A 13,560-nucleotide genomic window follows, 5' to 3' on the forward strand; every position below is an offset into this window, starting at 1 on the left:
ATTTACTTAATTCAACTTATATATAGTTAGTAAAGTTTATTTACTTATTATCATAATACTAATTTATGGCGAATTTGTCAATAGTAAATAAAGGTTATCCATTTCTATGTTATGGATAACCTTTATTAATATTCTTATTGTTAGGCTTTAATTTAATTTTTTTATATATCTATCTTAATTACTCTACCATTATTAATCCTTGAATCTTCTGATCTAAAAGCAATACTATGCCCATGTATAGAGTCTTTAATACTTGTAATAGAAGGATTATTAATATCTTTACCAATTAAATAAGTATACATATCATGCATCAGCCAATAGTCGCCACCTCCATGACCTACATGAGATTCAACATTTTCACTCAAATCAACTGTTCTAGGTTTTTGCCCAAATTTAGTTATAGTTAATGTTTGTTCGTCCATATCACCAACTATTTCACCTAAACTACAGTTAACAGTAATATCACGTTTAATTTCTGCTGTTACACCACACATAGTCAGAGTGGCACAAGCTCCGTTTTCAAATTCCATCATTACCACCTGATGGTCAACAACATCATTATCACAATAATAAACACATCTCCCGTATGGTCCTTTTAACAGTGCCTCCATTACATTCTCTTCTGTCAATTCCTTATTGGTTATTGCTCTAGCAGGCCATAGATTACCATGTCTGATACCAGATACTTCATTAGTTATATATATTTTTTCTGCATCATATGGACAATCTTTTTTTGCATTACATCCATCTAGGCAACGTTTACTAGCTCCTCTTGGAGCTCTATTATTATTAAAATACATTAGTGAGCCAAATGAACTGATTTGTGTACATCTTTTTCCAATTAACCATGATACAATATCAGTATCATGACAACACTTAGCCACTATCATAGGACTACTAATATCCTTTCTTCTCCAATTTCCTCTTATATAGCTATGAGCTTGATGATAGTAACCTACATTCTCTTTCGCTGATATATTAACAACCTCACCTAGCTTACCACTCATTATTATTTCTTTTATCTTTTTATAAAATCTAGTATATCTAAGAACATGACACACAAAAACCTTTCGTCCAAGTTCTATAGATTTTTCATATATTTTCATACTTTCGTCCAAAGTAGTTCCAAGTGGTTTTTCTAATATTAGATCATAACCTGCTTCCATTGCTAGTACACTATGTTTTAAGTGAGCACTATCTTGTGTACATATAAAAGCAATATCTGCTATTTTTTCTTCTTGAAACATCTCTTCAGCCGTTTTATAACAGTACTTTTCATCTATTGAAGTACTTTTTCTTATTTTATCTATCTTACTTTTTATTGGGTCGGCTACACCAACAATTTGATACTGGTTAGGGTGTTTTATCATATATTCGCCATAGGCATTAAGCCCTCTATCACCTAATCCAGCAATAACTACTTTTATAATTTTATCCATTCTTATCCTCCAATCTTATTTTTCACCTTTTATCCATTTAACCTTTTAATCCTGTTGTAGCGATTCCATCAACAATATGTTTTTGGAAAAATACAAAGATAATTATTATAGGAATAGTTGATATAACTCCTCCAGCCATAACTAATTGATAGTATGTAGTATGTTCACCAATTAAAAATGATAGACCAGCAGCAAGAGTCATTTTATTTATTGAGCGGTTAATGATAATCGGCCACATTAAAGCTCTCCATGTAGCTAAAGCTGTTAATATACCAATGGAAGTTATAGCTGATTTTGATAAAGGAAGAATAATTCTAAAAAATATCTTAAAATAACCTGCTCCATCTATTTTAGCGGCTTCATCAATTGATCTAGGTATTCCATATAAAAATTGTCTAAAGAAAAACAATGAAAAAACACTAAAGAATGAAGGTATCATCAAAGCAAGTAAAGTATTTGATAGTTTCATTCCTACAATAATATTATACTGAGGTATTAAAAATATTTGATATGGCACCATTAATATGGATAATAATAAAACAAATAAAATATTTTTCCCTGGGAAATCTAATCTTGCAAAGGCATAAGCTGCAAGTAGACTAATAAGTGTCTGAACAACAATTATACATATAATTACTATAAAGGTGTTAATAAATAGATTTCCAAATGAAAAATCTTTATATACCTGAACAAAATTATTCCATTCATAATGTTTGGGTAAAAAAGTCGGAGGAATCGCAATAGTCTCTTCATATGTTTTCAAAGAAGTAACTATCATCCATAATAACGGACCTATAGTTAAAAAAGAACCTACTATTAGTAAAAGATATCTTAATAAATTATTTTTTTTAGTTTTCAAAGTAACCTCCCTTTCTCTGCTATACTTTTATTTTTATGAATCATAATTAACCCATTTTTTTTGTAATCTTAACTGAATAATAGTAAAAATCATAATAATTCCAAATAAAAGCATAGAAATTGCAGAAGCATAACCTCTATTAAATTCTATAAATGCTTTTTGATAAAAATAATAGACTATTGACATTCCATATCTCATACTTAGAGATTCAGAATTAAGCATCATAAAAATATAATCAAATACTTGAAATATATTTATTACTGTCATAGTAATAACAAAAAAGAGGGTAGGAGATAATAACGGTAAAGTTATATGACCAAAAACTTGCCATTTATTAGCTCCATCTATTTGTGATGATTCATAATACATCTTAGGTATATTCTTTAATCCTGCTAGAATAAGTATCATCTGGGTACTAATCATACTCCATATTATTACAAATGCTACTGAATATAGTACTAGTTTGGGGTCTGATAACCACCCAATCTTAGGAATATCATACTTATCTAGTATAATATTTAATATTCCAAATTCATCATTGTACAACCATCTCCATAATAAGCTTATTGCAGCAGGTAATGTAACTGCTGGTATAAATAAAACTGTTCTAAAAAAAGTCATTCCTCTTAATTTGGAATCTAATAGTACAGCTGCCAAAGTAGCAAATATTACTATTCCTGGTACACATATAGCAACATATTTTAACGTATTAATTAATGCTATATAAAATTTTTTATCTGTTAATAAAACTTTGTAATTATCAATGCCAATAAAATTAGGTTTTCCAAATGAAGCCAAATCTGTAAAACTATAATATATATTTTGGAAAAAAGCAAAAAAATAAAATATCCCAATGCCTATAACTAATGGAGATATAAATACAAATGCACATATTAGTTCATTACGACGCATTGGAGATATTTTTATATTTGTAATTTTATTAAACATATACAGCCCTCCTATTTTTAAAGGGGCTGTCAGATAATACATTATTTAACAATAATATCAAGACAGCCCCTTTATTTTAAAATATTTTGATATACTTATAGAAAATGTATACCTTTATTTATTATTTTTATCAATAATTTCCTGCATTTCTTTATATATAGCATCACAGCCTTCTTTTGGTGATATTATTTCTCCAAATATTTGTGCTGTATAATCTATAATAATAGGTGTCCATTCTGCTACACAATTTCCAGTAGGGAATTGATGTCCAGTCTTAGTTGCATTAATAATTGGCATTATATCTATGTTTTTGAAAGCGTTTTGATAAAGAGGTTGAGCTGATTTCATTGCTGGAATATCAATACCTTCTGTGGCTTGAACTTCATTACCATATTCACTAGTTAAGAATTTTATTAATTCCCAAGTTTCATCTTGATGTTCTGATAAACTAGATATACAATACCCTAAACCATTCATTATAGAAGTATTCACTCCATCTTGAGTAGGCATTTGAACAATTCCTACATTACCAGCTTTTGCAAGGTCACATGATTCTAATACAGATGTACTCCATGAACCCATATAAGCCATAGCTACTTTACCTGAATAATATAAAGCATCTGTACCAGTATCTGGACTTGATAATGTTGTATAAGGTGCTGATAATCCGCTTTTTAACAATTCAAGAATTCTTTCATAACCCTTTACAGTACCAGGTTTATTGAATCCTGATTCTGTTGAATCATCGCTAATAATTTCTCCCTTATTTTGTAGAATAAAATTATAGTAACCTGATTGGAAATTAGTTGGAGAAACAGCTATAGCATATGTTCCACTACCATCAGCATCCATTGCTTTTTTTAGCTTATTAGCTTTTTCTAGCATATCTTCATATGTCCAACCTTCTTGAGGATATTCTACCCCATATTTATCAAATAACTCTTTGTTATAAGCTACAAAAACTGAATCTACTCCCTTAGGCATAGCCCATTGCTTACCATCATAGTTATAAATCTTGGAGATAGGCTCAATATAGTTAGTCATATCAATATTATCTCTTTTAATATATTCATCCAAAGGTATTAATACATCACCTTTTATGTATTTTGGCAAATATATATTCATCCAAAAAGCATCAGCTGTAAGTCCAGCTCCAGCAGCCACATCTAATTTTGTCCAATAATTATTCCATGGAGTAACTTCAAGTGAAGCTTGAATATTCGAATGCTCTTCATTAAATTTATCTAATACTTTTTGTATTCCAGCCTCTTGATTTTTATCCCAGATTGCTAGAGTTATTTCAACTTTTTTATCACTTTTGTCTTTTGATACTTCGTTACTAGCTGCTGGTTTAGTGGTATCGTCATGTTCTTTCTTATCTTTTTGATCACAACCTATAACACCAGTTATTAATAGAAAAATTACAGTTAATAAAGCTATCCTTTTTTTCATTTTCTGCCTCCTAATATTTAGTTAATGTTAGTTACTTTCTAAAATACTTCTTAACTTTTATAATTTTAACATATCTAGTGGCTGTAAATAAGAAATTGGGATATACAAAAAGGTATACAATTGTCCTCTCTATGTTTAATAGAAGACATTTATATACCTTTTTGTAGACTTTTGACTATTTATTTAGCTCTCTATATTTTTTTGGTTGTAACCCTGTAACTTCTTTAAATGTTTTTCTAAAATATTTTTCATTCTTATAACCAACCTTCTGGCCAATATAATATATATTTCCATTACTTTCAACAAGCATTTTTTTAGCTTTTTCAATTCTTAACTCTTTTAAATAATTTGTATATGTTTTATTAGTTACCTGTTTAAAAACTTTACTAAAATAACTTTTACTCATGTGTACAATATTCAATATATCTTTGAGACAAATATCATTATTATAATTAACATGAATATATGAAATTGCTTCTTCTATTAATTCTATTGTAGATTCCTTTGCATCTTCTATATGTATACATCTTCGAATATTGTTTCTGATATCATTTAATAATAATTTATATTCATACCAATAGTTAAGATATGATAAACGTTCATAATATGTGGCCATATCATAATTAATATATACTGACCACTGAACCAATAATAAGTTAATTAGTTTTTTCATTTCTTGTTTATTTAGGCTTAGGTCTAATATATTTTTTATATTTTTGTCAAAGGTAACTTCACTATAGATCCAAGTCAGATCTTTCATTTGTTGGCCTATCTTTTTTACCTGTATATTGCTCAAATCAGACTTGGTATTTTTAATATCATCAATATTCAATTTATATATCTTATTTTTATCGCTATATTCATAGAATAATTCATTATTTATATAAGTATCTATACTTTTTAACAATGTATTAATATCTATTTGATTATCACTAATTATTTGAAAGGCGATCTTTTCTTTTGATAAATAAGTAGTCAAATTCTTTTTACAATCATCCTGTATTAATAATAGTTTCATATTAAGCTGTCTTATAGGAGTTTGCAATTTGTAGGATAATTCATCTATTTGTGATGAGTCAACACCATTAGAAAAATATACAATTATATAATCATTGAAATTTTCTTTTTCACAAATTAATATATTCTTGCTTTGTATCTTTTTCTGCTTAATTCTTTTTGAGACTCTCTCAAGGATTTTATCAGTGTTATTAGTTTCTATTTGAGATTTAGTTATATAATCAAGTATATCGTATTGTAAAGCCTTCTGAATAATATCAAATTCTTGATGTATTGTGGAAATGACTATGTATAACGAAGGATATTCTTTTCTTAATCTTTTGATAAATTCAAGTCCACATAAACCGGGCATGGTTAAATCTGTAATTATTAGATCTACATGATTATCTTTTAAGAATTCTAAAGCACTTCTTCCATTAGATGCTTCTCCAACTACTATCATATTATGTCTTTCCCAATTCATAATGGATATGATTCCTTTTCTAACCATTTTCTCGTCATCAACCATTAGTACCTTTATCATTACTAACAACTCCTGCTATATATTATTAATGGGTATTGTAATAATTATATCCGTACCCTCACCTATAATACTGTTTATATAAAACTTATAGTTTGTACCATATTCATTATTTAACATCTTAAATACATATTGCATACCTATACCTTGTCCACTGATATTATCATTCTCTGATAATTGTTTTATTGCCATTATTTTATCTTCGTCCATTCCATATCCCATATCAGATATTTTAATATTAATATAATTACTATCATCTGAAGTAACTTCAAAAATAATCTTTCCATCACCTTCTAAACCATGAATAATAGCATTTTCAACCAAAGGTTGTAATAAAAAACGAGGCATAGTTGTAATTAGTAGGCTATCCTTAATATTAATATTTTTTACAAATTCTATATCATATTTCATATTCTGAATTAATATATAATTTTCAACTGCTATAATTTCACTTTGTAAGGTTGTAAGCTTATTTTTTTCCATATTATAAATTAATAATTTATTTAGTGCTGAAACAAATTTTACTATTTCTTCTTCTTTACGGGTTCTAGCATACCACTTTAATGTATCTAAAGTGTTATAAAGAAAATGAGGATTTATTTTATAAAACAACTGCTTAATCTCAAGCTGAACTTTAAGTTTGTTTTCTCTTTCAATATTTTTTGCTAATTGAATTATTTGTTCCTTCATATTATTAAAAACTTCTATATCTTCATCTAATTCTTTTACATTCATCATTTCAACTTGATGAATAATATTGTTACTTGTTATTGATTTTAGATTTTTACTAAATCTAATAAATGGAATGTAAACCATTTTCCATATAAGAATGGCTATAAATATACTAACACAAATAGCTATAATAAATATTATAATATACTTATATATAAAAGAAGAAATATCTTTATTGTATTCCCTTACTGGAATTAATGCTGATATACTCCAGTCAAATTTTGACTTTCTAGTTAATATATGGTACTTGTCATTATTAATGATTACTGTATCTCTATTTTTCATATTGGAATAATTATAAGGTTTAATTTTCTCATTGGAGCAAAATACAATTTCTTCTGTATTAGATACTATTATAAATACGGCTCCTCTACTTGATAGTTCAACATCAAAAACATTATCAAGTATTCTATAACCTGATTCCATATAAATGGACATATCTGGTGAATCATCAATTAATACTTGTCTTACCATTGATAAAGATAAATAATCACTCACGATAGAATTAGTTCTATGAGGACCAAAATATGTGATATTATTATATGTTGACAGTTTTGTATTATTAAAAGACATTCTTTCTTTTATAAGAGAACTATTAATTTTATTAAGCTTATTTCCCTCATGTATATAATATGTAATGTTTGCAATATTAGGATTAGATACTTCATAAAAAGCAGCTTTTTGTTGAATCTCTTCTAATAATTGTATACTGTCATAATTATTAAATTTACTAAAATTAGCTGATATATTGTTATTAATAAATCCCTCGAGAACCAGCTGTTGTGAAACATATCTCATATTATCCATAATGTTTTCAAACTGGAGCATTATTTTACTAACTTCACTTTCAATAGCAATATTGATATTTTTTTTATTAATGTTTAATGTGGTCTTAAAAGATATAACACCAATAATAATTATTGGTATTGTACAAGTAGTTATTAATAATATTATAAGACGACTTTTTAGTGAGCTAAACAAACTAATTTTTGGTATATATCGCATCCTTACACTCCTACATCTTTGTTTAGTTGTTGATACCATGTGTTTAATTCATCTTTAATATTATTACCACCTCTTATATTCCACTCATATATGTATTCATCAAAAAATTCTATAGGTACTTCACCCATTATTATTTTATTAAAAATGTAATTTTGATATTTTTTGAGAGATTTTTCTTTTTTTATCATAGTATTTGTACATGTATATACCTCATCATAATTAATATATGCATTTTCAAATAAATATTTCATATTAGCCACACCACCATTAGGTGCTATACGGCTAAAATACATACCCCAACTAATAGCATTAGAAGGGTTTTTAATATATTCATTATATGAATTCCAAGCTTTCCAAAACTCAGTATTTGATTGTATATAATCATTAGGTACTTCATTTAATCCCTTATCTATAATTGTATTTATTGCATTATAATTATCTATTATGGAAGTAGGCATATATACCTCCCAAGGCAACCAGTTTTGCACATAACTATTATATTCTATCTTTTCTTCTTCGGTCATGTTTTTTTGATATGAAGGATTATATATTTTACTCTCATAATTTGCAGTATAGTTCATTATTTTAAAAATAGCTTCTGGATTATCACACTCTTTACTTACAACTGTATAAGTATCAATTAGATATCTTGGCACAAAGATTTCTGGCAATCTCCCATCTTCACTAAGTATTGGCCCTATAACCCATTTTGCTTGAGGAGTTTTATTAACGTTATAGTTAAGAGGGTAATTAGGAACCCACCAACTGCCACATACTATAGGATAATCTCCATTAATAATTCCTTTTATCAAATTACTATTATTCATATTAGTATATGAATCAAAAGAAGCAAAATCAGAATGTATATACCCTTTTGTATACCATTCATTTAGCTTTTTTAGTGGCTTCATAAGTTCTTTATTAATACCACCATATTCAAGTACTCCTTTTTCGTTCTTATACCAACCTTTTGTTGTGGTTGAATAAGCCATGAAAAAAGGTACAAATCCAGCTAACTGATTCTCATAGTCTTTACTAGCAGCAATAATTGGTTCACCAATAATACCATCATTATCCCAATCTATTTTCATTAATTTATCACATACAGTTTCAAACTCTTTTATTGTTGAAGGTAATTTTTCTATACCTGCTTTTTGTAATATATCCATTCTATAATAAATCTGTCCTAATTGTTGACCAGAGTATTGAACATTTGGCAGACCATAGATTTTTTTTCCTCTCATCCCTGTATTAATTATATTATTATCATAATTAGTTATATTTTTTATAGTTTCATTACAATATTTTTCATAGATATTGGTTAAATCAGCTAATTTCCCTTGTTCATATAAATATTGAAATTGAGTTTTAGTAACTTGTACAATATCAGGTAGATTTCCAACTTCTAATTCAGCAGTGAATTTTGCGTCGTATTGATCGTTGCTAACAATCCATTTATATTTTATTTCTATATTAAGATCTCTTTTTAATAACTTTATAAGTGTTGCTGTTTCAGGAGTAACCTCTTTTGGAGTCTTAGGGTTAATTGAATCACTATATCCAAGAACTACTCCTATAGTGACAGGTTTATCATATTTTTTATTTATTAGTATTTCAGAACCATTTTGTTTTACATTTTTATTACTCTCTTCCTTAAGTGAGTTATAACTATAATCATTAGAACATCCAGTTATAATTATAATAACTATAATACCAATAATATATAGTTTAAAACAAACCTTTCTATGTAAATTCATTATGTTTTCCTCTCTAAAATATGTCTTACAACTAGCTTATAAGGTGTTAGCAAGTTTTTATAACATTGTATCATCTTCACTTGACTCTTACAAGTTGTAAAAAAAAACATTCTCCTGTAATTGTAGAAAAATCCTAACTCAATCCCATATTATACTCTCTGATTCCCAATATATTGTCAAGCATATAATTATAATAATCTTCTCCCAACTGATGCAAAAAGAAATGGTCTCCCTCAAATTCTTTTATAATAAACATGTTGGTTGTAACCAATCCCCATCTTTCCATTATTTTTTTACTAGCATCATAATCCTCTTTTCCTGCATGGGCTACAATAGGGATGTCAACTACTTCATCTTTGTAAGCTAAAGACTCATTTAACTTATAATCATTTTTTATTGCTGGTATTATAACCCTCAGTATTTCCTCATTTTCCAAAATATCTGAAGGTGTTCCATTGTTTCTTTTCAATTCTTTTACTAATTCATCGTCTTCCATGTAAGTCTGATACCTATCTTTTATATCATCAATAGGTGCATGTCTACCAGCAACAATTAATGAAGATGGCTTATTATGATAATCATTCTGTAATAGGTAGGCAGTTTTAAAAGCTATCATTGCTCCCATACTATGACCGTATAGTGTATAATCTTGTCCACAGGATACTTCATTTATGGCTTTAGCTACTTGAGGAATCAACTCTTCATAGTTAGAGATATATTCTTCCGTCATTCTCGTTGCTTTACCTGGTAATTCAATAGAGAATATATCTATATCAGTATCATATATCATCCAAGGTCTGTAAGTAGAAGCACTTCCTCCTGCATGATGGAAACAAAATACTTTATGTTTTTTCTTATCTTTCAATGAATTCATATCTTTGAATGGAAACCATTTCTTATACCTTTCCATGATTAGCTATTTTCCCCTTTCTCCACTTTAGTACTATCCTGCTCCATTATGGCATTAGTCACATTAACTACCGATATTAATTTATTTCTTTCATCTTTTACTTCAATAGTCCATAGATGGGTTCGGTTACCTCTATGAATCAGTCTTCCTGTTCCCTGTAAATAACCACCTATATTTTTTGGTCTAAGATGATTAGCAGTTATATTCTGACCTACAGCCATGTAGTTTTCATCAAGAATATTCTTTGAACCTAAACCAGCCAATGTCTCTGCAAAAGTAATTGTCAAGCCTCCATGAACTATCCCATAACTCTGATTATAAAAATCAGTGATATCTATTCTTGCTTCAATATAACTATCTTCTAGTATTATATTCTTGATATCCATAACCTGTAAAATATTCAAAAGCTATACCTCCTTTTTATTGTAATATATAGTATATTTTTTAAGTCTATCTATATTTACTTCATAACCGAAACTATTATTACTGCTTAATTTATAATAACTCTTCTTAAATTCAAGTGGTGGATATATCAAATCTTCATTAAAATATCTGGAACTTGAAGATAAGTCCCCTTCTATAAAATTATCTCCCAAAAATGCAAGATTAACTTGTATCATCTTCCCAATGCTGCTTTCAACCATACTTCCCATCCAAAAGGGTATACTCTCAGCTCTACATATCTTAATGGCTTCTTTTGTATAATACATACCCCCTAATCTTGAACATTTTATATTAAGCATTTTAATTGCTTGTAGTGAAATAGCTCTTTTTAGCTCTTTTGTATTCATAATGCTTTCATCAAGACATATGGGAGTTATCAACTGTTTTTGTAACCACGCAAGTTCTTTTATTTTTTTGAATTTAATTGGTTCTTCTATACAAATAAAATTCATAGAATCATATATCTTAAGTTCTTTTATATCATCTAAAGTAAAACTCCTATTAGCGTCTAATAAGAATCTAAGGTTAGGAAAACCATGTACAATTTTAATTATCTTAGGTAGACTGGTTTTCGGTTTTATTTTTAGTTTGAACCTTTTATATCCCTCATTATAGTATTTTCTAATATTATAAGTTAATTCTTCATACTCCATATCACCAAGTGCTATACCACCTTTTATCTTATCCTTTAAGATCTCTCTATCAAATAGATAATCTATAGCTTTTATATTATTTGTTCTGCAATATAAGTCTATTAAAGCTGATTCTATAGCTGCTATAGTCATTGGATATTTATTATCTATGATTTTATGAATTTCCAAAGGGTCATCTATTTGTAGATTCAATAATCTATCTATATACTCATTTTCTAAGATATGTAATGATTTATCAATGGTTTCATCTGTATAAAAGGGTTTATTAAAAGCAACTACTTCACCATATCCATAACTTCCATTATAATCTGTTATCTTTATCACTATAGTTTCCCTTTTACCTAGACTTGTTTTGGCCGAAGTGAATGTAAACTTGATATTAAGATGTATTTTAAAAAGTTCAACTCTCTTTATCTTCATATTCACAACTCCTCAAAGCTTTTTTCATTATTTTTCCTGTGTAATTCTTAGGTAGACTATCTCTAAAAATTATCTCTTTTGGGATTTTATAATTAGCTAACTGGGATTTTAAATATTTTAGTATATCCTCTCTGGATAATTCTGTAACAATATATAGTATTGGTACATTACCCCATTTAGAATCTTTTTTTGATATGACAGCGCACTCATTTACATAAGGATTATTATATAGAATGTTTTCAATCTCTAAAGGATATATGTTTTCACCTCCAGAAATAATTAAGTTGGATCTTCTATCAAGGATATATAAAAATCCATCATCATCAAAATAACCAATATCTCCAGTAGAAAAATATCCTGATAATCTATTTTTATGTAAATACCCTTTCATAAGCATAGGTGATTTTATTGTTATCTCCCCTGCTATGTAACCATCTTTTGTATGTTCCAAAAACTTGTCCGTATTTATCTTAATATCTACATATTTCATTGGTTTTCCTACTGATTTTATTTTTTCTAAGTTATCCATAACATTAAAATTAACTACTTGACTAGTGGTCTCAGTCATACCATAACTTTTGTAGATAGGAATATTCAATTTTGTTGATTTATTAATCAAATCATCTTCTATAAATTCTCCACCTAGAAGCATGACTCTAAGATTATGTTCTTCTATTTTATCTATTATCCTTCTTAACATAGTAGGTACCATAGATACCATATTAATCTTATTATTGTTTATTAGATATATAACTTTTTCTTCGTCGAAGCTTTCTAATATAGTAATTCTTGTACCATTATACAGACTTCTTAGTAATACCATTAATCCTCCCACATGAAACATAGGAAGAACTAACAACCAATTGTCATCTGGGCAGTATCCTAATGATTGTTTTGAAGCTTGTACATGACTTGTTATCTGATTTATTGTTATAGGAACAGACTTGAACCTGCCAGTTGTAGCACTGGTATTCATGATGAATAATACTTTGTCATTATTATGATTTTTGTTCTTATTACTATCAATAGGAATTATAATAGTCTCTTTCTCATTAGGCTCGTTAATATGTGTACCAAATACCTCTTTGAATGAAATGTATCTGTTATCACTTGAAAAAACCACTGTTATATCTAGCTCATCAATTTGTTCCTTTATCTCATTATTTTTTAGCATAGAATTTAGAAGTAGGGTCTCTACTTCTAAATTCATTAAGGCTAATAACATCATTGCGAATTCCACTGAATTATTAGATATGATTGCAACTCTTTTATTATCTCCTATATATTTTTTTAATTTTATTATAAGTTCATTTGTCTTTATATACACTTGTTTATATGTAAGTGAATTAATGAATATTTTATTTGGTATAGTCTGACTATACTTATATAGTTGGTTCATAGTTA

Annotated in this window: 11 protein-coding genes; all 11 read right to left on the minus strand. The window is 27.8% G+C overall.

Annotated elements, in window-relative coordinates:
• Positions 1-161: 161 nt before the first annotated feature.
• Positions 162-1,439: a Gfo/Idh/MocA family protein gene (locus tag N4A55_RS11070; RefSeq protein WP_293756212.1), complete on the minus strand. Its 1,278-nt coding sequence runs from the start codon at positions 1,437-1,439 to the stop codon at positions 162-164.
• 37 nt (positions 1,440-1,476) lie between these two features.
• Positions 1,477-2,298 carry a carbohydrate ABC transporter permease gene (locus N4A55_RS11075; RefSeq protein WP_293756214.1) on the minus strand — a complete coding sequence of 274 codons (822 nt, stop codon included), beginning with the start codon at positions 2,296-2,298 and terminating at the stop codon, positions 1,477-1,479.
• A gap of 33 nt (positions 2,299-2,331) precedes the next feature.
• Positions 2,332-3,246 carry a carbohydrate ABC transporter permease gene (locus tag N4A55_RS11080; protein WP_293756216.1) on the minus strand — a complete coding sequence of 305 codons (915 nt, stop codon included), beginning with the start codon at positions 3,244-3,246 and terminating at the stop codon, positions 2,332-2,334.
• A gap of 114 nt (positions 3,247-3,360) precedes the next feature.
• Positions 3,361-4,698 (minus strand): ABC transporter substrate-binding protein, encoded by a 1,338-nt coding sequence (locus N4A55_RS11085; RefSeq protein WP_293756218.1) that lies wholly within the window; start codon positions 4,696-4,698, stop codon positions 3,361-3,363.
• A gap of 175 nt (positions 4,699-4,873) precedes the next feature.
• Positions 4,874-6,238 (minus strand): response regulator transcription factor, encoded by a 1,365-nt coding sequence (locus tag N4A55_RS11090; protein ID WP_293756220.1) that lies wholly within the window; start codon positions 6,236-6,238, stop codon positions 4,874-4,876.
• Between the two features lie 15 nt (positions 6,239-6,253).
• Complete coding sequence (locus tag N4A55_RS11095) at positions 6,254-7,972, minus strand: sensor histidine kinase (protein WP_293756222.1); 1,719 nt, start codon at positions 7,970-7,972, stop codon at positions 6,254-6,256.
• A 2-nt stretch (positions 7,973-7,974) separates the two neighbouring features.
• Complete coding sequence (locus N4A55_RS11100) at positions 7,975-9,729, minus strand: extracellular solute-binding protein (RefSeq protein ID WP_293756224.1); 1,755 nt, start codon at positions 9,727-9,729, stop codon at positions 7,975-7,977.
• A gap of 133 nt (positions 9,730-9,862) precedes the next feature.
• Positions 9,863-10,639 carry a thioesterase II family protein gene (locus tag N4A55_RS11105; RefSeq protein ID WP_293756226.1) on the minus strand — a complete coding sequence of 259 codons (777 nt, stop codon included), beginning with the start codon at positions 10,637-10,639 and terminating at the stop codon, positions 9,863-9,865.
• A 2-nt stretch (positions 10,640-10,641) separates the two neighbouring features.
• Positions 10,642-11,043, minus strand: a complete 402-nt coding sequence (locus N4A55_RS11110; protein WP_293756228.1) for a PaaI family thioesterase — start codon at positions 11,041-11,043, stop codon at positions 10,642-10,644.
• Between the two features lie 3 nt (positions 11,044-11,046).
• A complete protein-coding gene (gene menC / locus N4A55_RS11115; protein WP_293756230.1) occupies positions 11,047-12,156 on the minus strand; it encodes an o-succinylbenzoate synthase in 1,110 nt (369 codons plus the stop codon).
• A complete protein-coding gene (gene menE, locus N4A55_RS11120) occupies positions 12,137-13,555 on the minus strand; it encodes an o-succinylbenzoate--CoA ligase (RefSeq protein WP_293756232.1) in 1,419 nt (472 codons plus the stop codon). Before menE ends, menC begins: the two co-directional genes overlap by 20 nt.
• Positions 13,556-13,560: the final 5 nt, after the last annotated feature.

The sequence above is a fragment of the Vallitalea sp. genome, from assembly GCF_025211055.1.
Lineage (GTDB): Bacteria > Bacillota > Clostridia > Lachnospirales > Vallitaleaceae > Vallitalea.

Coding starts and splice junctions, on each gene's coding strand:
- N4A55_RS11105 (WP_293756226.1), bottom strand. CDS start 10,639: ATGGAAAGGTATAAGAAATGGTTTCCATTCAAAGATATGAATTCATTG.
- N4A55_RS11100 (WP_293756224.1), bottom strand. CDS start 9,729: ATGAATTTACATAGAAAGGTTTGTTTTAAACTATATATTATTGGTATT.
- N4A55_RS11090 (WP_293756220.1), bottom strand. CDS start 6,238: ATGATAAAGGTACTAATGGTTGATGACGAGAAAATGGTTAGAAAAGGA.
- N4A55_RS11070 (WP_293756212.1), bottom strand. CDS start 1,439: ATGGATAAAATTATAAAAGTAGTTATTGCTGGATTAGGTGATAGAGGG.
- N4A55_RS11085 (WP_293756218.1), bottom strand. CDS start 4,698: ATGAAAAAAAGGATAGCTTTATTAACTGTAATTTTTCTATTAATAACT.
- N4A55_RS11080 (WP_293756216.1), bottom strand. CDS start 3,246: ATGTTTAATAAAATTACAAATATAAAAATATCTCCAATGCGTCGTAAT.
- menC (WP_293756230.1), bottom strand. CDS start 12,156: ATGAAGATAAAGAGAGTTGAACTTTTTAAAATACATCTTAATATCAAG.
- menE (WP_293756232.1), bottom strand. CDS start 13,555: ATGAACCAACTATATAAGTATAGTCAGACTATACCAAATAAAATATTC.
- N4A55_RS11095 (WP_293756222.1), bottom strand. CDS start 7,972: ATGCGATATATACCAAAAATTAGTTTGTTTAGCTCACTAAAAAGTCGT.